The 21,855-nt window shown below is 67.0% G+C and carries 21 protein-coding genes; 15 read left to right on the forward strand and 6 right to left on the reverse strand.

Going from position 1 to position 21,855, the window contains the following annotated elements; translation table 11 throughout:
- Positions 1–9 precede the first annotated feature (9 nt).
- Positions 10–909, reverse strand: a complete 900-nt coding sequence (locus ASF87_RS13325; protein ID WP_327037347.1) for an A/G-specific adenine glycosylase — start codon at positions 907–909, stop codon at positions 10–12.
- A gap of 108 nt (positions 910–1,017) precedes the next feature.
- On the opposite strand from ASF87_RS13325, the gene truB reads away from it, so the two are divergent.
- The 6 genes from truB to ASF87_RS13355 all read left to right on the forward strand — a co-directional run bounded on the left by truB (position 1,018) and on the right by ASF87_RS13355 (position 7,333).
- Positions 1,018–1,911, forward strand: coding sequence for a tRNA pseudouridine(55) synthase TruB (gene truB / locus ASF87_RS13330; RefSeq protein WP_056376592.1), 894 nt, complete (start codon positions 1,018–1,020; stop codon positions 1,909–1,911).
- Positions 1,908–2,276, forward strand: a complete 369-nt coding sequence (locus tag ASF87_RS13335) for a hypothetical protein (RefSeq protein ID WP_056376593.1) — start codon at positions 1,908–1,910, stop codon at positions 2,274–2,276. The genes truB and ASF87_RS13335 overlap by 4 nt, the downstream gene beginning before the upstream one ends.
- A 54-nt stretch (positions 2,277–2,330) precedes the next feature.
- Positions 2,331–2,777: a hypothetical protein gene (locus ASF87_RS13340; protein ID WP_235558963.1), complete on the forward strand. Its 447-nt coding sequence runs from the start codon at positions 2,331–2,333 to the stop codon at positions 2,775–2,777.
- Positions 2,774–3,727 (forward strand): bifunctional riboflavin kinase/FAD synthetase, encoded by a 954-nt coding sequence (locus ASF87_RS13345; RefSeq protein WP_056376595.1) that lies wholly within the window; start codon positions 2,774–2,776, stop codon positions 3,725–3,727. The genes ASF87_RS13340 and ASF87_RS13345 overlap by 4 nt, the downstream gene beginning before the upstream one ends.
- Before the next feature lie 209 nt (positions 3,728–3,936).
- The gene (locus ASF87_RS13350; RefSeq protein WP_042541815.1) at positions 3,937–6,081 is read left to right on the forward strand and encodes a DEAD/DEAH box helicase; all 2,145 of its coding nucleotides are present in this window, start codon (positions 3,937–3,939) and stop codon (positions 6,079–6,081) included.
- Between the two features lie 223 nt (positions 6,082–6,304).
- Positions 6,305–7,333, forward strand: a complete 1,029-nt coding sequence (locus ASF87_RS13355) for an ATP-dependent 6-phosphofructokinase (RefSeq protein WP_042541814.1) — start codon at positions 6,305–6,307, stop codon at positions 7,331–7,333.
- Positions 7,334–7,486: 153 nt separating this feature from the next.
- On the opposite strand, the gene ASF87_RS13360 is transcribed toward ASF87_RS13355, so the two are convergent.
- Positions 7,487–8,320 carry a DUF559 domain-containing protein gene (locus ASF87_RS13360; RefSeq protein WP_056376596.1) on the reverse strand — a complete coding sequence of 278 codons (834 nt, stop codon included), beginning with the start codon at positions 8,318–8,320 and terminating at the stop codon, positions 7,487–7,489.
- A gap of 196 nt (positions 8,321–8,516) precedes the next feature.
- Complete coding sequence (locus tag ASF87_RS13365) at positions 8,517–10,616, reverse strand: S9 family peptidase (RefSeq protein ID WP_056377019.1); 2,100 nt, start codon at positions 10,614–10,616, stop codon at positions 8,517–8,519.
- Between the two features lie 159 nt (positions 10,617–10,775).
- Here ASF87_RS13365 and ASF87_RS13370 point away from each other — a divergent pair, with 159 nt between their 5' ends.
- A complete protein-coding gene (locus ASF87_RS13370; protein ID WP_082508923.1) occupies positions 10,776–12,140 on the forward strand; it encodes an inorganic phosphate transporter in 1,365 nt (454 codons plus the stop codon).
- On the forward strand, positions 12,137–12,472 hold the full coding sequence (locus ASF87_RS13375; protein ID WP_042541812.1) for a peptidase: 336 nt from the start codon (positions 12,137–12,139) through the stop codon (positions 12,470–12,472). Before ASF87_RS13370 ends, ASF87_RS13375 begins: the two co-directional genes overlap by 4 nt.
- A gap of 25 nt (positions 12,473–12,497) precedes the next feature.
- Here the strand turns inward: ASF87_RS13375 and ASF87_RS13380 are convergent, their stop codons facing one another.
- Entirely contained in the window at positions 12,498–13,064 is a 567-nt protein-coding gene (locus ASF87_RS13380; RefSeq protein ID WP_056376597.1) for a TetR/AcrR family transcriptional regulator, read from the reverse strand.
- A 79-nt stretch (positions 13,065–13,143) separates the two neighbouring features.
- On the opposite strand from ASF87_RS13380, the gene ASF87_RS13385 reads away from it, so the two are divergent.
- On the forward strand, positions 13,144–14,058 hold the full coding sequence (locus ASF87_RS13385) for a phosphodiesterase (protein ID WP_056376598.1): 915 nt from the start codon (positions 13,144–13,146) through the stop codon (positions 14,056–14,058).
- 93 nt (positions 14,059–14,151) lie between these two features.
- Positions 14,152–15,612, forward strand: coding sequence for an aspartate ammonia-lyase (locus ASF87_RS13390; protein WP_056376599.1), 1,461 nt, complete (start codon positions 14,152–14,154; stop codon positions 15,610–15,612).
- A 58-nt stretch (positions 15,613–15,670) separates the two neighbouring features.
- On the opposite strand, the gene ASF87_RS13395 is transcribed toward ASF87_RS13390, so the two are convergent.
- Positions 15,671–16,540: a fumarylacetoacetate hydrolase family protein gene (locus ASF87_RS13395; RefSeq protein WP_042541808.1), complete on the reverse strand. Its 870-nt coding sequence runs from the start codon at positions 16,538–16,540 to the stop codon at positions 15,671–15,673.
- A gap of 88 nt (positions 16,541–16,628) precedes the next feature.
- Here ASF87_RS13395 and ASF87_RS13400 point away from each other — a divergent pair, with 88 nt between their 5' ends.
- From ASF87_RS13400 to ASF87_RS13415, 4 genes are all read left to right on the forward strand, one after another.
- Entirely contained in the window at positions 16,629–17,969 is a 1,341-nt protein-coding gene (locus tag ASF87_RS13400) for a PrsW family intramembrane metalloprotease (protein ID WP_200933760.1), read from the forward strand.
- Between the two features lie 13 nt (positions 17,970–17,982).
- Positions 17,983–18,678 carry an alpha/beta fold hydrolase gene (locus ASF87_RS13405; RefSeq protein ID WP_056376600.1) on the forward strand — a complete coding sequence of 232 codons (696 nt, stop codon included), beginning with the start codon at positions 17,983–17,985 and terminating at the stop codon, positions 18,676–18,678.
- A gap of 222 nt (positions 18,679–18,900) precedes the next feature.
- Positions 18,901–19,269, forward strand: a complete 369-nt coding sequence (locus ASF87_RS13410) for an FKBP-type peptidyl-prolyl cis-trans isomerase (protein WP_056376601.1) — start codon at positions 18,901–18,903, stop codon at positions 19,267–19,269.
- A 181-nt stretch (positions 19,270–19,450) separates the two neighbouring features.
- Complete coding sequence (locus ASF87_RS13415) at positions 19,451–20,005, forward strand: YceI family protein (RefSeq protein WP_042541805.1); 555 nt, start codon at positions 19,451–19,453, stop codon at positions 20,003–20,005.
- A gap of 27 nt (positions 20,006–20,032) precedes the next feature.
- Here the strand turns inward: ASF87_RS13415 and ASF87_RS13420 are convergent, their stop codons facing one another.
- Positions 20,033–21,325: an MFS transporter gene (locus tag ASF87_RS13420; RefSeq protein ID WP_056376602.1), complete on the reverse strand. Its 1,293-nt coding sequence runs from the start codon at positions 21,323–21,325 to the stop codon at positions 20,033–20,035.
- Between the two features lie 185 nt (positions 21,326–21,510).
- Here ASF87_RS13420 and rpsO point away from each other — a divergent pair, with 185 nt between their 5' ends.
- Positions 21,511–21,780, forward strand: a complete 270-nt coding sequence (gene rpsO / locus ASF87_RS13425; protein ID WP_017203073.1) for a 30S ribosomal protein S15 — start codon at positions 21,511–21,513, stop codon at positions 21,778–21,780.
- Positions 21,781–21,855 lie beyond the last annotated feature (75 nt).

Consider the following 21,855-nt stretch of genomic DNA (forward strand, 5'->3'; position numbering starts at 1 on the left):
CCGTCGGAGTCAGCGGGGGAGCGACAGCATCTCGCCATCGGCCTCGGCGAGGCCGTCGGCGATGAGGGAGTCGATCGCACGGTCGCGCTGAAGAGGATCCGGCCACTCGGCGAGCACGGAGTCGATCAGGACCGCGTCAGGTGCAGCGGCTCGCAGGATCCGCAGCACGGCGCCTCTCGCCTGACGGTCAGAGCCCTCGAAGGTCGCTTGGCGCCTCCGGGTGTCACCGGTGTCCGGCCGCCCTGCAGCCACCCACGCGCACACGCCGACCAAGGGGCAGATCTCGCAGCGCGGCGACCGCGCCGTGCAGACGGTGGCGCCCAGCTCCATCGCCGCGGCGTTGAACACGGCGGATTCGGCGACATCCGCGGGGAGAAGCGAATCCATGAGCTCGAGATCGCGGCGCGAGGGCGGGCCCGGCTGCGCCTGGCCGAGGATCGCGCGTGCCATCACGCGACGAGTGTTGGTGTCGACGACGGGGTGTCGGTCGCCGTATGCGAAGACGGCCACAGCTCTGGCCGTGTAGTCGCCGATTCCCGAGAGCTTCAGCAGCGCATCCACGTCTTTGGGCACGACGCCCCCGTGTCGCTCCGTGATCTCGACGGCAGCGCGGTGCAGCCACAGGGCGCGGCGGGGATAGCCGAGATTGGCCCACTGCTGGAGCACATCGGAGGTCGAGGCGGCACCCATCGCCGCGGGGGTGGGCCACCTGTCGAGCCACGCCTCGAGGTGCGGTATCACCCGGTTGACCGGTGTCTGCTGCAGCATGAACTCGCTGACCAGCGTTCCCCAGGCGCCGAAGTCCTCATGGAATCGAGGGCGCCTCCACGGCAGATCTCGTGCTGCGCCCCGATACCAGTCCGCAAGAGGCAGAGACACCGCGGAGGCGGGAAGCGATGTCGAGGGCACCTCGACAGCCTAGGCGAACCGGGATCCTGGGGGGAGTCGAAGGCCGGCCGCGGCGCGAGCGAGGCGGGACGTGCGGTGGAGCATTCAGACGCATCGTAGGCTTGAGAGATGGTCTCGCCCGGCATCCTTCTCGTCGACAAACCAGCTGGACTGACCAGCCACGACGTCGTCGCACGCACCAGGCGTGCGCTCGGCACCCGCAAGGTCGGGCATGCGGGAACCCTCGACCCCATGGCCACCGGTCTGCTCGTGATCGGGGTCGAAGGCGCGACGCGACTGCTCACGTACATCGTGGGAGCCGACAAGACCTACGAGGCCACGATCCGACTCGGGCAGACGACCGGCACGGACGACGCCGACGGTGAGATCCTGACGCGGGCCTCTGCCGAGTCATGGGATTCGGTGACCCCCGAGCGAGTGTCCGCCGGGATCAGAGAGCTCACCGGTGCGATCTCGCAGGTGCCGAGCTCGGTGTCGGCGATCAAGGTCGATGGACGCCGCGCATACGACCGCGTACGCGCGGGGGAGGAGGTCGTGCTGGCCGCCCGCGACGTCACGGTCTCGCGCTTCGATGTCATCGCCGAGCGCTCCGGCGACGGGTTCCTGGATCTCGACGTCGTCGTCGACTGCTCCTCCGGCACCTACATCCGCTCGCTCGCCCGAGACCTGGGCACAGCGCTCGGAGTCGGCGGGCACCTGACGGCGCTGCGGCGCTCACGCGTGGGGGACTTCGACGTCGCGGATGCCGTGGCGGTCGACGATGTGGTGGAGGCGGCGCTGCTCACCCCGGCCGCCGCGGCCGCCAGGGTCCTCGACCCGCTGTCGGTGTCGGCCGAGGAAGCGAGAGATCTTCGTCACGGCAAGAGGCTCATGGGACAGGCCGATCGACTGACCGGCTCTCTGGCGGCCGCGATCGACGAGGAGGGCGTCCTCGTCGGCGTCGTCGAGAGACGCGGTGCTGACCTCAAGAGCGCCATGAACATGCCGGAGGCACCCAGATGATCCTCTGGTTGACCATCGCTCAGGTGGCGGTCGCGACCGCGGCGGGGCTGTTCTGCGTCGCCCTCGGTCTGGCCGGCCGGCGTCCGAGCGACTACACCGTCGGCGCGCTCGCCCTGGTCGAGCTGCTCCTCGTCGTCCAGGTCGTGGCCGCAATCGCGGCACCCTTGACCGGAAACCCTCCGACGGGCGACCTGCTCGAGTACTGGGTCTATCTCGTCTCCGCTGTGCTGCTGCCCATAGGCGCCGTGCTGTGGGCGCTGATGGAGAGGAGTCGCTGGAGCACAGTGATCCTCGGTGTGGCTGCTCTCGCCGTGGCGATCATGGTGTGGCGCATGCACGTCATCTGGACCGTTCAGGTGGCCTGAGCCGGTCGGGAGCGCATCCGCCTCTTCCCGCCCGGATCTAGAATGGAGGACGCTATGAGCACCACCGTTCCCACCTCCCGCATGACCGGCATCGGCCGTGTCCTCGTGATCGTCTATGCCGTGATGGCGCTGGCGGCCACCGGCCGAAGCTTCGTGCAGATCTTCCGACAGTTCGACGAGGCGCCTCTCGCCTACTCCCTCTCGGCCCTCGCGGCTGTCGTGTACATCCTCGCCACGTTGGCGCTCGTTCTCGCGAGCCGACGCGGCTGGTACGCGGTGGCGTGGGTGGCGATCGTCTTCGAGCTCGCCGGAGTCCTGGTGGTCGGCGCTCTGAGCATCTTCTTCCCCGACCTGTTCCCGCACGACACGGTCTGGTCGATGTTCGGGCGAGGCTACCTGTTCATCCCGCTGGTGCTGCCGATCTTCGGCATCTGGTGGCTGCGCACGCACAGGCCGACGCGAGAGACTCGATCTGTTCTCCACGCCGAGGCCAGCGCATGATCGTCTTCCGTGACCCGAGCGAAGTGCCGGACGGCTTCGGCCCCTCCGCCGTGGCCATCGGAAAGTTCGACGGCGTGCACGCCGGTCACCGCGCGGTGATCCGGCGTCTGAAGGAGATCGCGGCGCAGTCGGGAGTCCGCGCCGTCGCCGTCACCTTCGACCGCAACCCACTCGCGGTGCTTCGACCGGATCGCTGCCCCGAGAACGTGGTCACGGTCGAGCGCAAGCTGGAGCTGCTGGGAGAACTCGGGCTCGACGCCACACTGCTTCTGACGTTCGACGAAGAACTCGCGTCGCGCAGCGCCGAAGACTTCGTGGCCAGCATCCTGACCGGTGCACTGCATGTGTCCACCGTCCTCGTCGGCAGGGACTTCCGGTTCGGTCGAGGCGGGGCAGGAGACCCCGAGCTCCTCAGAGAACTCGGGCCGAGGTACGGATTCACGGTCGAGGTCGTCGACGACGTGTTCCTCGACGGATCCGACCGTCGCGTCTCGTCCACGTGGATCCGTGAACTGCTGATGGCCGGCGATGTCACCGCGGCCGCCCGCGTGCTCGACCGCAACGTCGACGTGCGCGGCGAGGTGGTGCACGGACTCAAACGCGGACGCGAACTCGGTTTTCCCACCGCGAATCTCTCGGCTTCGGTCGATTCGTTCGTCCCCGCCGACGGGGTGTACGCCGGATGGCTCGTCGATCACGAGACGGGGTTCAGGCATCGGGCAGCCATCTCCGTGGGTACCAACCCCACTTTCGACGACGTTCTCGAGCGGCAGGTCGAGGCGCACGTGATCGGCGAGACCGATCTCGATCTGTACGGTCACGACGTGACCGTCGAGTTCGTCGAGCGTCTGCGCGGCATGGTCGCGTTCGAGGGGATCGAGAAGCTGAAGGCGCAGATGGCCGCCGACGTGACGGATGCCGAGAGCGTGCTGTCGCGCAGCTCCAGCTGAACTCCGGTCGAACTCTGCGTGTCCTGATCTGCGTCGCTCAGGTCGCATGGCATAGAATGGGCCTCGGTGGTCCTTGATCCTCGCGCGTCATTCGCTCGTAGACGATCACCGGAAATACTGTTCGTACGGTCCTGGCTCACGCCACACGCGGACACCGAGAACGGCCGACGCATCCCACGGATGCTCCGGCCTTCACGCTCAGGAGGAGCATGCCGACCACGGCAACCGCCGCAACACGGCGCAAGAAGACGTCTCGTCGCGACGATGAGGCACCCCTCATCCCGATCCTCGCCCGCAAGGTGCGTGAGATCGAGGCGAAGTCGCAGCGGGGAAAGCTCGGACCCACGAACCGGGTCAAGTTCCAGGTCATCGCGTTCCTGGTGCGTGAAGAGCGCGCACGAGTCAAGGCCGATCCTGAGATCGCGGATGCCGCCCGCGCCGAGCTGCTCAAGCGGCTCGACGGCGTGGCGACGATCCTTGCGAAGACGGCAGCGCGCGACACTTCGCTGATCCAGCTTCTCGAGGCCGATCAGGCGACCTCGCCTGTTGCGAAGCGCATGCGACGCGACTGGCTGCTCGAGTCGGGAGCGGAACTCGCTCCCGAAGAGCTCATCATCGCGGACGTCGCTCCCGTGCAGACGCCGATGGTGTCCGCGGGGATCCCCGAGCGTCAGGTCACACCGCCCTCCGTCGAGGCGCGCCAGCTGGCGAATCCGTTCCTCGCCCCCGATCTCACCCCGCGCGCCGCCACGACTCCGCGTCGACGCCTGGACGGCTGGGAGCTCATGGGCCCCCTGTACAAGGCGTTCGAGACCGGAGCCGGGGGAGGAGCCGCGAGCATGGACCTGCCGCCGGCCCCCGAGTACGACCACCTCTCTCCCAAGGGCCTCGAGGTCATGGTGCACCAGTCGCGCTTCCTCGAAGCGGTGCGCGAAGGACACAGGAGCTTCCTGCTCGCTGACGAACCGGGACTCGGCAAGACCGCGCAGTCGGTGCTGGCCGCATCCGTCGCCGGCGCCTACCCGCTGCTCGTCGTCGTGCCCAACGTCGTCAAGATGAACTGGGCGCGAGAGGTCGAGCGGTGGACCCCGCAGCGCAGGGCGACCGTGATCCAGGGCGACGGCACCGACATCGACGCGTTCGCCGACGTGTTCATCGTGAACTACGAGATCCTCGACCGTCACATGTCGTGGCTCGCCTCGATCGGTCTTCGCGGCATGGTCGTCGACGAGGCGCACTTCATCAAGAACCTCAGCTCGCAGCGTTCCCAGAACGTGCTGTCGCTGGCGAACCGCGTGCGCGAGCGCACTCCAGGTGGCAAGCCGCTGATGCTCGCGCTCACAGGCACACCGCTCATCAACGACGTCGAGGACTTCGACGCGATCTGGCGCTTCCTCGGCTGGACCACAGGCGAGAAGCCGGGCCCAGAGCTGATGGAGAAGCTCGACGCGACCGGCTTCACCCCCGCCGACAAGGCGTTCTACCCGGAGGCCCGCGAAGCGGTGATCTCGATGGGGATCGTTCGGCGCAAGAAGAAGGACGTCGCAGCCGATCTGCCCGACAAGCTCATCGCGGACCTCCCGGTGCAGCTGGATGACGAGTTCGGCCGCGGCATCCGTCAGGCCGAGCGCGAGCTGGGCGAGCGGCTCGCCGCCCGCTACCGGCGGATCATCGAGGCGCGAGGGGATCGCGGACTCGCACCGGGCGAGATCGACCAGGACATCGTGCGCCTGGTCGCTCAGAACGAGCTCGAGGAGTCGAAGGCCGCAGGCACCGGTGGGGACAACGTCTTCACCATGGTGCGCCGCATCGGACAGGCGAAGGCGCATCTGGCGGCCGACTATGCGGCCCAGCTCCAGCGCTCCGTGGGCAAGGTCGTGTTCTTCGCGAAGCACATCGACGTGATGGATCAGGCCGAGGCGCACTTCGCCTCCGCCGGCATCCGGTCGGTCTCGATCCGCGGCGACCAGACCTCGACCGTCCGTCAGCAGGCGATCGACGACTTCAACAGCGACCCCGCCGTGGGTATCGCGGTGTGCTCGTTGACCGCTGCCGGTGTCGGTCTGAACCTGCAGGCGGCGTCGAACGTGGTCTTGGCGGAGCTGTCGTGGACCGCGGCCGAGCAGACGCAGGCGATCGACCGGGTGCACCGCATCGGTCAGGACGAGCCGGTGACCGCCTGGCGGATCATCGCGGCGCACACCATCGACGCGAAGATCGCAGAGCTCATCGATCAGAAGCAGGGTCTCGCGGCCCGTGCGCTCGACGGCGAAGCACTCGACGAGGCTGCCGCCGAGCCCGTGCAGCTGGGCGCTCTCATGCATCTTCTCCGGGAGGCGCTCGGAGCCGTGTGACACGCGCTTGATTCCACCGAGATCGGCGTTAAGAACTTCGGTTCTTGACGCCGATTTCTGGTGTTCGGTGACATGTTCGCTCATTTCTCGCTGATCGTCTCGAATCGTCGGCAAGATCCCCGGTTTTCATCGTCTCGAATGGCGCCCGGTCGGCTCGGAGCGCTAGTGTCGATCGCAGGCATCGTCGCCTGTTCCCCCTTCCCCTGAACCGTCTGAGGCAAGCATGAAGATCGGCATTCTGACGAGCGGTGGCGACTGCCCCGGACTCAACGCGGTCATCCGCGGCATCGTGCTCAAGGGCACCACCACCTACGACCTCGAGTTCGTCGGCATCCGTGACGGCTGGCGCGGCGTGGTCGACGGCGACTTCTTCCCCCTCACACGACACGAGGTGAAGGGTCTGTCGAAGGTCGGCGGCACGATTCTGGGCACCAGTCGCACGAACCCCTACGAGGGTGAGCGCGGTGGCGCCGAGAACATCGCGAAGACGCTGTACGGGCACAAGATCGACGGCATCATCGCGATCGGCGGCGAGGGCACTCTCGCAGCAGCCGACCGCCTCGCCAAGGACGGCATCAACGTCATCGGTGTGCCGAAGACGATCGACAACGACCTTCGCGCCACGGACTACTCGTTCGGTTTCGACACGGCCGTCAACATCGCCACGGACGCTATGGACCGCCTGCGCACCACGGGAGACTCGCACCAGCGCTGCATGGTCGCGGAGGTCATGGGTCGTCACGTCGGCTGGATCGCTCTGCACGCGGGCATGGCGGCGGGCGCGCACGCCATCTGCATCCCCGAGGTGCCGATGTCCATCGATGACATCACCGCTCTCGTCTCCAGCGCACATGACCGTGGTCGTGCACCGCTCGTGGTCGTCTCCGAGGGGTTCAAGCTGCTCGGCATGGACGAGGCTTACAGCGACAAGGGCCTCGATGCATTCAACCGCCCTCGTCTCGGCGGCATCGGCGATCAGCTCGCTCCCGCGATCGAGCGCATCACGGGCATCGAGACCCGCGCGACGATCCTCGGACACATCCAGCGAGGCGGATCACCGTCTGCGTTCGACCGTGTGCTCGCGACCCGCCTCGGACTCCACGCGGCCGACGCGATCGTCGAGAAGGCATGGGGCCAGATGGTCGCGATGCAGGGCACCGACATCGTCCGCGTCCCGTTCGCAGAAGCACTGGGCGAGCTGAACACGGTTCCCCGCAGCCGCTACGACGAGGCTGCAGCGCTCTTCGGCTGAGACCGCAGCAGGCGGTGCCGTCGGCATCCGCCTGCTCTCGGCACCCCGCACGGGTGTGGAGGCGAGAGCAGGGCTGCCGACGCGAATCAGGAGGATTCCGACTGAACTCTCCTGATCTCAGGCGGTCGTCCTGAATCCAGTTGGTGACGCCAGTCATCCCCGACGATGCAACTGCTGGGCGATCGCCGCACGCACCATGTTCAGGACCAGTTGTGGTTGGAACAGCACCTGGTGATAGTCGAATCGGAGCACGGTGTAACCGCGCAAGCGCAATCGAGCGTCTGCCTCGATGTCGCGCCGTCGATCCTGGGCGCTGCTGTGATGGGCGAATCCGTCCAACTGGACCACGAGGCGATCACCGATCAGGGCATCCAGCGGGTGCCCGTCGACCCACACCTGCTGGATGACGACCACCCCGATCGAGCGCATCAGGATGACGAAGTGGGTCTCGAGCCCGGAATCGGACAGGACGTGAGCGACCGCAGCGATGCGTGATGCCCGCGCACTGCGCCATTCGATGCGACTCAGGACTTCCGGGGCGATCAGGCGCCTGTTGAGGGCGGACTCCCAGACGGCGAGCGCCGTGGCGGGTTCCTGGCATCGCGCGACCTGATGCAGCACGTTGATCAGCGGATCCAGAAGAGCGTGTGGTCCGATCGGTGCCGGTCCAGAGGACCAGTGCACGTGCAGGCCGGCAGAGTCGAATCGCGCCGCATTCGGAGCGACGGCGATGTGGAACTCGGCGGGAGCGGGCGTCCACAACGCCAGTCGTCGTGCGGCGGTCACGCACGTGAGACGTCCGCTGACGCCGACGGCTGCGAGAACCGCCGGATCGCATGTCTTCGATGCGATCCAAGATCGGCGGAGCCGCAGCATCCGCCCGGAGTCGACAGCCGAGGCGACAGCGTGTCTGCTGAATCCAGCCGCGTAGATCTCCGTCGTGTGTGCGGCTCCGTCGCGCTCGCGAAGCCAGTCCTCCAGTCGCATGCAGTCACTCTGCAGCCGTACGTCCTCTGGTGGGACCCGGCAGCTCTGATGTGAATCGAATCGGATCAATCGCCGAGTGTGCAGGAGTGAGTGCGGCTGTCGGAAGCAGGAGAACAGCGCGAGATCAGGCTGATGCTGTGTGGTGCGTCCTGATCTCAGCCGGTCGCCCTGAACTCAGATCACCGAGTGTCGAGCGTCACTCCGAGGCGAGGCCCACCGTGTCGAGAATCCAGGCGAGCTCGAAAGCGCGCTCCTTCCACGAGTTGTAGCGACCACTGACACCGCCGTGACCGGCGACCATCTCGCACTTGAGCAGAGCGTCGGATGCTCCGGCGACGCGGAGGGCGGCGATCCACTTCGCGGGCTCGACGTAGAGGACTCGGGTGTCGTTGAGCGAGGTCACCGCCAGGATCCGCGGATAGTCCACTCCGTCCCGCACGTTCTCGTACGGCGAGTACGACTTCATGTACTCGTAGACGTCGGCACCGTGCAGCGGGTCGCCCCACTCGTCCCACTCGATCACCGTCAGGGGGAGCGAGGGGTCGAGGATCGTCGTGAGCGCGTCGACGAACGGCACAGCCGCCAGCACTCCGGCGAAGAGCTCGGGGGCGAGGTTCGTCACGGCTCCCATGAGGAGCCCGCCGGCGCTTCCGCCCTCGGCGACGAGGCGCTCAGGAGACGTCACTCCCTGCTCGATGAGGTGCTCGGCGCACGCGACGAAGTCGGTGAAGGTGTTGCGCTTGTTCAGCAGCTTGCCGTCCTCGTACCATTGCCGGCCCATCTCACCCCCGCCGCGGACGTGCGCGACGGCGAAGACGATTCCTCGGTCGAGCTCTGAGAGCCGCGCGACCGAGAAGCCGGGATCGATCGAGTGCTCGTACGATCCGTAGCCGTAGAGGTGCACAGGTCGCGCTTCCGAGCCCGGCTGGCCGAACGAGTGCTTCCAGACGAGCGAGATGGGCACCCGGGTGCCGTCCGATGCCGTCGCCCAGTCGCGCTTCTGGCCGTAGTCGAGGGGGTCGTACCCGCCGAGCACGGCGACCTGCTTGCGCAGGTGCAGTTCCCGCGTGGCGAGGTCCAGCTCGTAGACGGTCCCCGGGGTCACGAACGACGTGTAGCCGAGCCGGAGGAACGGCGAGTGCCACTCCGGATTGCCGCTGACGCCGGCCGAGTACAGCGGCTCGTCGAAGACGATGTCTTCCACCGCGTCGGTCGCGTAGTCGAGCAGCCCGACACGCTCGAGCCCCTCGCGGCGGTACTCCACCGTCGCGAAATCGCGGAACGCATCCATCCCGAGCAGTCGACGTCCCGGCTCATGCGCGAGGACAACGCGACGATCTCCCTGCGGGTCGGATGCAGGCACCGAGACGAGCTCGAAGTCCAGCGCCTCGTCGTTGTGCAGGATGTAGAGGCGGTCCTCGCCGTCGACCACGGCGTGCTCGAGGGAGTACTCGACGCCCTCACGGCGAGGCCAGACGATCTGAGGCGCGGCGGTCAGATCGCCCTCGAGATCGACGAGATACTCCTCGCTGGTGATGCTCGATCCGACAGCGATCACGAGGTACCTGCGGCTGCGGGTGATGCCGGCTCCGAGCCAGTACTTCTCGTCGGGCTCGTGAAAGAGCTTCACGTCGTCCGCGACCGGGGTGCCGAGGCGATGCAGCCACAGCGTGTCAGGACGCCACGCGTCATCGCGGGTGGTGTAGAGGATCCCGGTTCCGTCAGGTGTGAAGAACGCGCCACCGGTGTCGGGGATCTCATCGGGGAGAGTCTCTCCGGTGATGAGGTCGCGCACATGCACCGTATAGAGCTCGTCGCCCTCGAAATCCGTCGCCCAGAGCAGCTTCGTCGCATCGTCCGATGTGTCGAACGCGCCGAGGGAGAAAAACTCGTGCCCCTCGGCTTCGACGTTGCCGTCGAGCAGCACGGCTTCGCCGGGCACCGCCACGCCTGGTTCCAGTACGGGGGGAGTCCAGCCTCCCTCGGCAGCCGCGGTTCGGCAGTGGATGCCGTACTGCGCGCCCTCCTCGGTGCGGCTGTAGTACCACCAGTTCCCGCGACGCGTCGGCACGGAGAGGTCGGTCTCCTGCACGCGACCCTTGATCTCGTGGAAGAGCGTGTCGCGCAGATCCGCCAGGTGTGCGAGCTCGTGCTCGGTGTGGGCGTTCTCGGCCTCGAGGTGTGCGATCACCTCGGTGGAGTCCTTCTCGCGGAGCCATTCGTAGGGATCATCGAATGTGTCGCCGTGGTGCGTACGGAGGGTCGAGCGGCGGTCTGCGATCGGGGCATCAGTCACGAGTTCCACGCTAGCCCAGGTCGAGTTGACCGGTACCCGAGAGGGTGGGAGGATCTACCGGGGCCGGTTAACGGAAGTAAAACCCACGGTGAACTCTTCGTTCGTCACGTCGATCCCGTCGACACCTCTCCTTTCTTCCTCAACGACCGAAAGCGAACGGTGGAAACCGCAGCCCTCATCGTCGTGCTGGTTATCGCGCTGGCACTCTTCTTCGACTTCACCAACGGGTTTCACGACACGGCCAACGCGATGGCGACCCCCATCGCGACGGGCGCACTCAAGCCCAAGACAGCGGTCCTTCTCGCGGCGGTGCTGAACCTCGTCGGCGCGTTCCTCTCGACCGAGGTCTCCAAGACCGTGTCGCACGGGATCATCCGCGAGGACACCATCCAGGGCGACGTGTTCCTCCCGATGATCTTCGCCGGTCTCATCGGCGCCATCACCTGGAACATGCTGACCTGGCTCCTGGGTCTGCCCTCGAGCTCGTCCCACGCGCTCTTCGGCGGTCTCATCGGAGCAACGCTGGTCGGCGTCGGGGTCGGCGGCATCGACTTCGGCATGGTGTTGTCGAAGATCATCCTCCCGGCACTCATCGCCCCGCTGACGGCCGGCATCATCGCGTTCGCGGCGACCAAGCTCGCGTACTCGATCACCCGGCGCTACGACGGGAAGCCCGACGGGCGAGACGGTTTCCGCTGGGGCCAGATCTTCACGTCATCGCTGGTGGCCCTCGCGCACGGCACGAACGACGCCCAGAAGACGATGGGCGTGATCACCCTCGCGCTCATCACGGTCGGCTGGCAGAACAGCGAGCAGGCGGACCCGTATCTCTGGGTCATCATCGCCTGTGCGGTCACGATCGCTCTCGGCACGTATCTCGGAGGGTGGCGGATCATCCGCACGCTCGGCAAGGGCCTGACCGAGGTCAAGCCCGCGCAGGGCTTCTCGGCGGAGAGCTCGACAGCCGCGACCATCCTCGCCTCCAGCGCCTTCGGCTTCGCTCTGTCGACCACGCAGGTGGCATCGGGTTCGGTCATCGGCTCGGGCCTCGGCCGCCGGGGGTCGACGGTTCGCTGGCGGACCGCCGGTCGAATCGCCATCGGCTGGCTCCTCACACTTCCGGCGGCAGGTGCCGTCGGCGCTCTCGCGGCCCTGCTGATCACATGGCTCGGACTTTGGGGCATCGCGATCGACACCGTCCTCGCACTTGCCGTGATCATCGGCCTGTTCCTGCGCTCACGCAAAGATGCAGTGACCTCGGCGAACGCGATGAGCGACGTCGCCGAGTCGGGACTCGCGATCGAGCACCCGGACACGACGCCGCCCACGCGCAGGCAGCAGCGGATCATCGAGGCCAAGGCCGAGGCGAAGGCCCGCGCGGAGGCGCGAGAGAAGGCCAAGGTCAAGGCCAGATCGGACGCGAAGGCGAAAGCTGCGGCGAAGGCCGCGAAGAAGGCGCCGAAGACAGGCGTCGTGACGCAGACGGACAGCCCGGAGAAGACGAACAGCGAGGAGTCGAAGTGAGTGTCGGCATCGACTGGGGCGCATTCGTCCAGGTGTTCCTCGCCGCTCTGATCGGCGCCTGCGCCGTGGTGACGTTCTACGCGTTCGGTCTGCGTCTGCTGGTCCGCAGCGGACATGCGCCGGTCGTGAGTCCGGCGGAGTTCACCGACGCCATCACCGTGATCTCTGAGAAGGAGCTCAAGCGGGCGGCGAAGCAGGCCGCCAAGGCGGCGAAGAAGAGTCCTCTCACCGAGGCGCAGCGACGCATCGCGCTGTACGGCGCCTACGGGTGCTTCGCGCTGTGTGCGGTGGCCGTGGTGGCCGGCATCCTGATCATCGTCGTCGGGCACTGACCGGAGCGTCCGGCGGCGTCCGGATTCAGCGCAGAAGGCCGGTGACGAGGTCGTCCACGATCTCGTCGGTCGACGTGCCGGGATCGATCGGAGACGTCAGCCGATCGAGCAGAAGCCCGTCGATCGCGTAGTGGAAAAGCGCGATCTCGCGTCGGCCGCCGGGAAGCCCCGCTGCCGTGTTGAACGCCACATCCGCATCGAAGCCCGCTCGCTGCCATGCGCCCAGGAGGGCGGCCAGCTCGGGGCGACGGCTGCTCTCGAGCCTCAGCTCGAACAGCGCCAGCGTGACATCGCGGTCGTCGGTCAGACGACGCACGATGTCTCTGACGTAGTCGGCGAAGAGCTCCCTGCTCGGCTGCTCGGATGATCGGCGGGCGAGGTCATCGTCGCTGGGGGCGAGACGTTCGCCGATCCGCTCGACGAGGCCCTCGATGAGCGCATCCCGACTGCGGAAGTAGTTCGAGGTGGTGCCCACCGGCACGCCGGCCACCGTGTCGACGGCGCGGTGGGTGAGTCCGCGAGAACCGTCCGTCGCCAGGACGGTCAGCCCTGCATCCGCGATGTTCCGTCGCCTCGTCTCGTTCTTCGCCATCCGAGCACCTTATCGCGACTACTACAGCTGCCGTGGAGCGGCCATGGTCCGATGTCGCCGTGCGGCCTAGGCTGAGACCATGCCAGCGCCTTCCGACAGCGAGTTCGTCTTCGGTCGCCACGAGCCTGCGAGTCACGTCATCATCCACGTGAGCGACCCGCACTTCCTGGCGAACGGCGTGCGGCTCGGCGGACGCTTCGACGTCGAGTCGAACTTCGCCCGCACCCTCGAGGCGATCAGGGCTGTGCATTCGCACCCGGCGGCTATCGTCATCACCGGAGACCTGGCGGATCTGGGGGAGCCGGACGCGTATCGTCGGCTCCGTCGTGCAGTGGAGCCCGTCGCACAGGAGCTGGGCACGCCCGTCGTGTGGGTGGCGGGCAATCACGATGAGCGCCCGGCCCTGCGAGAGGGGCTGCTCGACCTGCCTCCCACCCAGGAGCCGGTGACGGGGGTGTGGGACCTCGACGGGCTGAGACTGATCGCGCTCGACACGAGTGTGCCGGGGTGGCATCACGGAGACCTGGACGCCGATCAGCTCTCATGGTTGGGGGAGATCCTGCGTGAACCGGCGCCGCACGGCACTCTGCTCGCGATGCACCATCCGCCGCTGCCGAGCCACCTGCCGCTCTTCGACATCCTCGAGCTGCGGCACCAGGACGAGCTGGCGGAGGTCATCCGCGACACCGACGTGCGCGGCATCCTGGCCGGTCACCTGCATTACTCCTCGCACGGCACCTTCGCGGGCGTGCCGGTCAGCGTGGCTTCGGCGACCTGCTACACCATGAATGTCGCGCGCCCCGCCGCCGACGTGAACGGCATGGATGCCGCACAGGCCTTCCAGATCGTGCATGTGCGTCCTGAGACGATCACCCACACCGTGGTGCCCGTGACGGACGCGCCGACCGGAGATCACTTCTCGCTGACATGGCTCGAGAGGATGGCGCGACTCAGCCCCGACGAACGACTCGAGGCCTTCTCGCGCAAACGCTGACCCGCCGTCGTATCCCTGGCGGCGCATGCACGCAGGCGTAGACTGGGAGCATCCCCCGCACCACACACTCGCCACTACCCACAAGGATGTGACATGGCTTCTGCCGCGCCTGCCCCCACCCGCACCGAGACCGACTCTCTCGGGAGCATGGAGATTCCCGCCGACGCGTACTGGGGGATCCACACTGCCCGCGCCGACGCGAACTTCCCGATCACGAAGCGGCCGATCTCGGTCTATCCCGACCTCGTCGTCGCGCTGGCCATGGTCAAGCAGGCCAGCGCCAGGGCGAACCGCGAGATCGGGGTCCTCGACCCCGAGCGCGCCGATCTGATCGACCGGGCCGCTCAGCGTGTGATCGACGGCGAGTTCCACGACCAGTTCACCGTCGGGGTGATCCAGGGCGGCGCCGGCACCTCGACGAACATGAACGCCAACGAGGTCATCACCAACATCGCGCTCGAGCTCGCCGGGCGTGAGAAGGGCGACTACGCGTTCCTGTCGCCTATCGATCACACCAACCGCAGCCAGTCGACCAACGACGTCTACCCGACCGCTGTCAAGATCGGTCTGTCGCTGACGCTCCGGTCATTGCTCGAAGAGCTCGATCTGCTGCGCATCTCGTTCCTGCACAAGTCGCATGAGTTCCACGACGTGCTCAAGGTCGGACGCACCCAGCTGCAGGACGCTGTGCCGATGACTCTGGGCCAGGAGTTCCACGGCTTCGCCTCGACCCTCGGCTACGACCACACGCGCCTCACCGAGAACGCGTCACTGATGTTCGAGATCAACATGGGCGCCACGGCCATCGGCACGGGCATCACGACCCACTCCGACTACGCGCCCGCCGTGCTGAAGCACCTGCGCGAGATCACCGAGCTCGACCTGGTCACCTCCGCCGACCTCGTCGAGGCGACGAGCGACACCGGTTCGTTCATGTCCTTCTCCTCGACGCTGAAGCGCAACGCGATGAAGCTGTCGAAGATCTGCAACGACCTGCGACTGCTGTCGTCCGGTCCGCAGGCGGGCTTCGGCGAGATCAACCTGCCCGCCATGCAGGCCGGTTCCAGCATCATGCCCGGCAAGGTGAACCCGGTGATCCCGGAGGTCGTCAACCAGGTGGCGTTCGCGGTCGCGGGTGCGGACATGACGGTGACGATGGCAGCCGAGGCGGGCCAGCTTCAGCTCAACGCCTTCGAGCCCGTGATCGCTCACTCGATCTTCCAGTCGATCACCTGGATGCGCCAGGCGATGTGGACGCTGCGCGTCAACTGCGTCGACGGCATCACGGCGAACCGCGATCGTCTCGGCGCCATGGTCGGCGCCTCGGTCGGCGTCATCACCGCTCTCACGCCGTTCATCGGATACGCTGCCGCGGCTGCTCTGGCCAAGACCGCCCTCCTGACCAACCGGAACGTGGCCGACCTGGTCGTCGAGGCCGGCTTGATGTCGCGTGACGAGGTCATCAAGCAGCTGTCGCCCGCGCGTCTGTCCGGACTCGAGGCGATCACCGCTGCGATTCCGGTGATCTCGTCCGAGGACCTCATCGAGATCTGATCTGCGAGAAGGGGCCCCGGCGCATGCGGCGGGGCCCCTTCTCATATCCGCGTCCGGCTCAGTCCAGCACGCGGCAGTGGGTGGTGAGCTCGCCGATCCCGTCGATGCCGACTGTCACGGTCGAACGATCGCGGAGGAAGATCTGCGGGTCACGGGAGTAGCCGGCCCCGCCGGGGCTGCCGGTGGAGATCAGCGTGCCGGGCAGCAACGTGAGCGACTGCGAGAGGTGTGCGATGAGCTTCGCGACCGATCGGACCATCTGGTCGGTGCTCGCGTCCTGAACGGTCTGGCCGTCCACGACGGCCCAGATGTGCAGGTCCTGAGGGTCGGCGATCTCGTCGGCCGTGACGGCGAACGGACCGGTCGGGGTGAAGCCGTCGAAGGACTTGCACCGTGACCACTGCGCCTCAGAGAACTGCACGTTGCGTGCGGTGATGTCGTTGACGACGGTGTAGCCCCAGACGTACGACAGGGCGTCGGCCTCTGCGACGTCTTTCGCAGGCGTGCCGATCAGCACGCCGAGCTCCGCCTCGTAGTCCACGGCCTCGCTCAGTGCTCGCGGCCACGACGTCGTCTGCTGATGGCCCGTGAGCGAATTGGGCCACAGGGTGAAGACGGTCGGAGCCGCGTCGGTCTTCAGGCCGAGCTCGCTCGAGTGTGCGGCGTAGTTCAGGCCGACCGCGAGCACCGCGGGGGGAGCGATGACCGCTGACGCGAATGACCAGCCCTCGAGCGGATGCCGGGTGGCGGTGCCGCTCTCGACAGCGGCGCGAAGCGCGGAGAGCATCTGCTCACCGCCCTCGATCAGCTGCTGAAGCGTCGCAGGGGGGTCGGGAAGGAGATCGGAGACGAGGATGGCATCGGCACCCTCCACCACTGCGAGATGCGCAGCAGGGGAGTCGGCACGACGCAGATGAGCGAACCGCATGCTCCTACGCTATCCGCTGCCCGGCTCGATTGCCTGGAGGAAGTCACCAGACCCGGGGGAAGTTGGTTGTTCGCCATATGCTTTGGCTATGAGTTCCGGAGGACCGTCCCAGCCATCGCCGTACACGCCGCCGCCAGCACAGCAGCAGCCCCCGGCGTATCCTCAGCAGCCCCAGACCTATCCTCAGCAGCCGCAGGCCGGTCCGCCTCAGTACTCCGCTCAGCAATACGCGCAGTCGAGCTATGCGCCGACGCAGTTCTCGCAGCGTCCGGACTACGCGTCGGTGCTGGCCCAGCCGACCCCGTATTCCCCTCCGGCCCCTGCCGCACCTTCGCCTGCACCCGGTCTTCCTGCATTGCCCGCGGCGCGCCGAGGCGGACGAGTCGCTCTGTTCTCGCTGTTCGGCTTCCTCGGTCTGCTGTTGCTCGGCCTGATCGCCTACTTCGGGCTGTTCCTCGGCCCGCTCGCATCGATCATCGGGCTCGTGCTCGCGCTCGTGCCGCTCGCGATCGTCTTCTTCGTCGTGCGCATGATCGACCGGTGGGAGCCCGAGCCGAAGTCGCTCGTGTTCTTCGCGATCGCCTGGGGTGCGATCGCCGCCGTGGGACTCACCCTTCTCGTCGACCTGGGGCTGACCGCCGTCCTGGGGCTCAGGGGTGAGGTCGCGAGCGCTGTGATCCAGGCTCCCATCGTGGAGGAGTTCTGGAAGGGCTTCGGAGTCTTCCTGATCTTCCTCATCGCGCGTCGGTCCTTCGACGGACCGGTCGACGGTGTCGTCTACGGCGCGCTGGTGGGTGCCGGCTTCGCGTTCACCGAGAACATCCAGTACTTCGCGATCAGCCTCATCGAGGGCGGGGGAGAGCAGCTGACGGTGACGTTCATCCTGCGTGCGATCATGTCGCCGTTCGCGCACGCCATGTTCACTTCGCTCACCGGCCTCGCAATCGGCCTTGCCGCTCGACGGCACGCCTCGACAGGTGCAGCGCTCGGCTTCGGCCTTCTCGGGATGCTGGGCGCGATGGTGCTGCACGGCCTGTGGAACGGCTCGTCCTTCGCGAACTTCTTCCTCCTCTACTTCGTCCTCCAGGTGCCGCTGTTCGTCGGGTTCATCTTCGGCATCGTCGCCTTGCGGCGAGAGGAATCGCGCTTGACGAAGGCTCGTCTCGGCGATTACGCGGCTGCAGGATGGTTCACCCCTGAAGAGGTCACGATGCTGGCGACCCCGGCGGGGCGCAAGACCGGCCTCGCCTGGGCCTCGCAGCTGCGCGGCGATCGACGTCCGCTGATGCGCGAGTTCATCAAGGACGCGACGATGCTGGCTTCCGTCCGTCAGCGGGCGATCACGGGTCGCGACCCGATGGCTCCGGCAGACGAACAGGCCCTGCTCGCGCGCACACGGGCCACGCGGGCCGCGCTGCTGGCGTACTGAAGGAAGCTCGGTCATGGCCGTCTTCATCCTCGTCCACGGAGCGGGAGACACGGGGTGGTCATGGCATCGGGTCGCCGCCGCCCTGCGGGAGCACGGACACGAGGTGATCGCACCCGACCTGCCGGGTGATGACGAGTCGCTCACTCTCATCGACTATGCGGATGCCGTCGTGGATGCGGTCGGCGGACGGCGAGGCGGAGTCGTGGTCGGTCACTCGTTCGGCGGATTCACTGCGCCGATCGTCGCCGAGAAGCTCGCAGCCGATGCCCTCGTGATGCTCGCGGCGATGATCCCCATGCCGGGGGAGTCCCCGGGTGAGTGGTGGTCGAACACCGGGTTCGCCGCAGCGGTGAAGGCGCAGGCGGCTCGCGACGGCGGTGTGACCGGAAACGATGATCCCCTCGTCGGCTTCTATCACGACGTGCCGCGAGCGCTGGCCGAGGAGGCGATGGGTCGCGAGAGGGCGCATCCGTCCGAAGCCTCGATGGCTGCGCCCTGGCCGCTCACCTCCTGGCCGAGCGTGCCGACGAAGTTCATCGTCTGCACGGAGGACAGGTTCTTCCCGTCTGAGTTCCTCCGTGAACTCGCTCTTCGGCGCCTCGGCGTCGTCGCTGACGAGATCCTGGCCGGCCATTGCGTCGCGCTCAGCAGACCGGACGAGCTCGCATCGTTGCTCGTCGAGTACTCGGCCGAGGCGCATCACGTCTGATGTTGACGCGAGAGACGAGTGCCCCGCAGAAAGACTCAGCGCCCGGTGCTGCGGCGATGCCTGCATGTCTACCCGGGCGCTGAGTTGATCTGTAAACAGGGTGCACCCGGTGCGGGCGAGTGTCAAGGGCTTGGAGGGTTCGAGTCGGCACACATCTTCGTTTCGCCCTCAGCGGAGCGATCCCGTTGACCGGCGACCCACGGCTCGGGTTTGATGGAGAGCATGACTGATCGCACAAAGCCTGAGTTCGACGCACCCACCGGACCCGCCCCCGCGGAGCTCGTCATCCGCGACCTCATCGAGGGAGACGGCGCCGAGGCCAAGCCGGGCGACACCGTGACCGTGCACTACGCCGGTGTCGAGTTCGAGTCGGGCGAGGAGTTCGACTCGTCGTGGGGTCGCGGAGAGACCATCCAGTTCCCGCTTCGCGGCCTGATCCAGGGCTGGCAGGACGGCATCCCCGGTATGAAGGAGGGCGGACGGCGTGAGCTCGTCATCCCGCCGCACCTGGCGTACGGCCCTGTCGGCGGAGGCCACTTCCTCTCGGGAAAGACCCTCATCTTCATCATCGATCTCGTCGCCGTAGGCTGACCCGATCAACGCCGGAAGGCGCCGAGACCCTCGCGGGTCCGGCGCCTTCTTTTTTGTAGGAGGAGAATCTGCGCGTTCAGGGAATACATGCATGTGCATGTAAGTTGTAACGCGTGACGCCGTGAACACGGCCCCTCATCCGTTGCCGCGCAATGCGGCTGATGTCTCCCGAGGAGAAACCATGACCAGCATCGACATTCCCGGTTACCGTCCCGGCACCTGGGTGCTCGACCCGTCGCACAGCGAGGTCACCTTCAGCGTGCGCCACATGATGATCTCGAAGGTGCGGGGCACCTTCGGTGTCAAGAGCGCGACCCTGATCGCCCCCGAGAACCCCCTCGAGGCCCGCGTCGAGGCGAGCGTCGACGTCACGTCGATCGACACGAAGGACGAGGGGCGCGACACGCACCTCCGTTCCGGCGACTTCTTCGACACCGAGAACTTCCCGACGATGGAGTTCGTGTCGACCGGTGCGCGCGCCGAGGGCGGCGAGCTCTTCGTCGACGGCGACCTCACCATCCGAGGCATCACCAAGCCCGTCAGCTTCGAGCTCGACTTCGGCGGTTTCGGCTCCGACCCGTGGGGCAACTACAAGGCCGGCGCTTCGGCGAAGACGGTCATCAACCGCGAGGACTTCGGCCTGACGTGGAACGCGGCCCTCGAGACCGGCGGAGTGCTGGTCGGCAAGGACGTGACGATCAGCCTCGACCTGCAGGGAGCTCTGCAGCAGGACTGATCGCCTGATCTCGAGAACCCCGGGCCCTCAGGGCTCGGGGTTCTCTGCGTCGTAGGCACGGAACCCCGGGATGCGCCGTGCGAGCAGCGCGACCAGAGCGATCACGAGCAATCCGCCGAGCAGCGGGGGGAACCAGAGAGTTGTGAGGGTCGCGAGCGTGCCGGCGTAGAGGGCGCCGATGCGAGGGCCACCGGCGACGACGATGATGAAGACGCCCTGCAGGCGGCCGCGCATCGCGTCTGGCACCGCCGCCTGCATCATGGTGTTGCGGTAGATCGAGCTCACGTTGTCGGATGCGCCCGAGAGAGCGAGTGCCACGCACGCCGCGACGATCAGCGAGACATTCGGAGCCTGTTCGGTCGCCCCGTCGGAGAGGGTCCCGGCCACCAGGACCGCGCCGAACAAAAGGATGGATGCGCCGTAGGCCTCGACCGCCCGCTCGATGCCGCGCCCGTGCCAGCGATACTGCACGACCCGTCCGGAGAAGAGGCTCGAAACGAACGTGCCCGCTGCGACGGCTGCAGTGAGGATGCCGGTCGTCACCGCTCCTCCGCCGAGGAGGACCGTCCCGAGAGCCGGGAACAGCACGAGCGGCTGCCCGAAAGTCATCGCGATGATGTCGACAACGTATTGCATCCGGATGTTGCTCGCTCGGCGCAGGAATCGCCACCCGTCCACGAGCGACGCGAAGCCCGGCCTCACGATGTCGCCCTCGGGGCGAAGCGGAGGCAGGCTCCACAGTCCGAGGAACATCGACAGCATCAGGATCACATCGAGGGTGTACGTCCATCCGTACCCGGTGAGTGCGACGAGGATTCCCGCGATGGCGGGTCCGGCCATCACCGTGAGTCCGAATGCCACCCCGTTGAGGGCGGAAGCGGCGGCGAGCTTGTCGCGGGGGATGAGCCGCGGCACGATCGCCGTACGGGTGGCCATGCCGACCGAGTTCGCCGCGGAGTTGACGATGCTCAGCACATAGAGCCACCAGATGGTCTCCGCGCCGCTCCAGGTGAGCGCCGCGAGCAGCGCGGTGGAGGCGAAGGTCACCGTGGCGGCGATCAACGCCACCCTGCGACGGTCGAAGGCGTCGGCGAGCATCCCGCCGTACAGCCCGGCAAGGACCATCGGCACGAGCCCGGCCACGGCGATCATCGAGACTGCGAAGGTGCTCCCGGTGAGCGCGAACACGTGCAGCATCACCGTGACGATCGTCAGTTGCCCGCCGATCCCTGCGAGGACCGAGCCGATCCACATCCGCGCGAACGCCGGGCTGGCCTTGAGGGGGCTGAGGTCGATCAGATGGCTGCGTGCGTCGCTCACGCCGGGTGTCCGTCATGCATGATTCGAGAGTATCCGAGGCGCCATCGCGCGAGCGCAGTCGCGGTCCTCCCGCGGCATCGAGTCCTGGTAGACTCTTCAGGTTGCCGTTTGATCGGCCGCGGATAAAGAGAGCTCACGCATCAGGCGTCGGGCACCGCGCAACAAGCAGAGAGGGGATCGAATCTATGGCACTGGAAGCAGACGTCAAGAAGGCGATCATCGAAGAGTACGCGACGCACCCCGGTGACACCGGATCCCCCGAGGTGCAGGCCGCGATGCTGACACAGCGCATCAAGGACCTCACTGAGCACCTGAAGGAGCACAAGCACGACCACCACTCGCGTCGTGGCCTGTTCCTGCTCGTGGGTCAGCGCCGTCGTCTGCTCGGCTACCTCCAGAGCGTCGACATCGAGCGTTACCGCTCGCTGATCGCTCGCCTGGGTCTCCGCCGCTAACGCAGAGCGCTCCAGCGTACAATCGCGCAGAACATTCTTGAGAAGGCCGCCCCAGGTGTGGGGCGGCCTTCGTCA

This window comes from Microbacterium sp. Leaf161 (assembly GCF_001423645.1).
In the GTDB taxonomy this organism is placed as follows: Bacteria; Actinomycetota; Actinomycetes; order Actinomycetales; family Microbacteriaceae; genus Microbacterium; species Microbacterium forte.

Bases quoted from the DNA above. Each gene is read 5' to 3' on its own strand.
- ASF87_RS13345 (WP_056376595.1), top strand. From the start codon at position 2,774: ATGATCGTCTTCCGTGACCCGAGCGAAGTGCCGGACGGCTTCGGCCCC.
- ASF87_RS13385 (WP_056376598.1), top strand. From the start codon at position 13,144: ATGCCAGCGCCTTCCGACAGCGAGTTCGTCTTCGGTCGCCACGAGCCT.
- ASF87_RS13355 (WP_042541814.1), top strand. From the start codon at position 6,305: ATGAAGATCGGCATTCTGACGAGCGGTGGCGACTGCCCCGGACTCAAC.
- ASF87_RS13335 (WP_056376593.1), top strand. From the start codon at position 1,908: ATGATCCTCTGGTTGACCATCGCTCAGGTGGCGGTCGCGACCGCGGCG.
- ASF87_RS13360 (WP_056376596.1), bottom strand. From the start codon at position 8,320: ATGCGACTGGAGGACTGGCTTCGCGAGCGCGACGGAGCCGCACACACG.
- ASF87_RS13405 (WP_056376600.1), top strand. From the start codon at position 17,983: ATGGCCGTCTTCATCCTCGTCCACGGAGCGGGAGACACGGGGTGGTCA.
- ASF87_RS13390 (WP_056376599.1), top strand. From the start codon at position 14,152: ATGGCTTCTGCCGCGCCTGCCCCCACCCGCACCGAGACCGACTCTCTC.
- ASF87_RS13410 (WP_056376601.1), top strand. From the start codon at position 18,901: ATGACTGATCGCACAAAGCCTGAGTTCGACGCACCCACCGGACCCGCC.
- ASF87_RS13340 (WP_235558963.1), top strand. From the start codon at position 2,331: ATGAGCACCACCGTTCCCACCTCCCGCATGACCGGCATCGGCCGTGTC.
- ASF87_RS13380 (WP_056376597.1), bottom strand. From the start codon at position 13,064: ATGGCGAAGAACGAGACGAGGCGACGGAACATCGCGGATGCAGGGCTG.
- truB (WP_056376592.1), top strand. From the start codon at position 1,018: ATGGTCTCGCCCGGCATCCTTCTCGTCGACAAACCAGCTGGACTGACC.
- rpsO (WP_017203073.1), top strand. From the start codon at position 21,511: ATGGCACTGGAAGCAGACGTCAAGAAGGCGATCATCGAAGAGTACGCG.
- ASF87_RS13350 (WP_042541815.1), top strand. From the start codon at position 3,937: ATGCCGACCACGGCAACCGCCGCAACACGGCGCAAGAAGACGTCTCGT.
- ASF87_RS13395 (WP_042541808.1), bottom strand. From the start codon at position 16,540: ATGCGGTTCGCTCATCTGCGTCGTGCCGACTCCCCTGCTGCGCATCTC.
- ASF87_RS13400 (WP_200933760.1), top strand. From the start codon at position 16,629: ATGAGTTCCGGAGGACCGTCCCAGCCATCGCCGTACACGCCGCCGCCA.
- ASF87_RS13415 (WP_042541805.1), top strand. From the start codon at position 19,451: ATGACCAGCATCGACATTCCCGGTTACCGTCCCGGCACCTGGGTGCTC.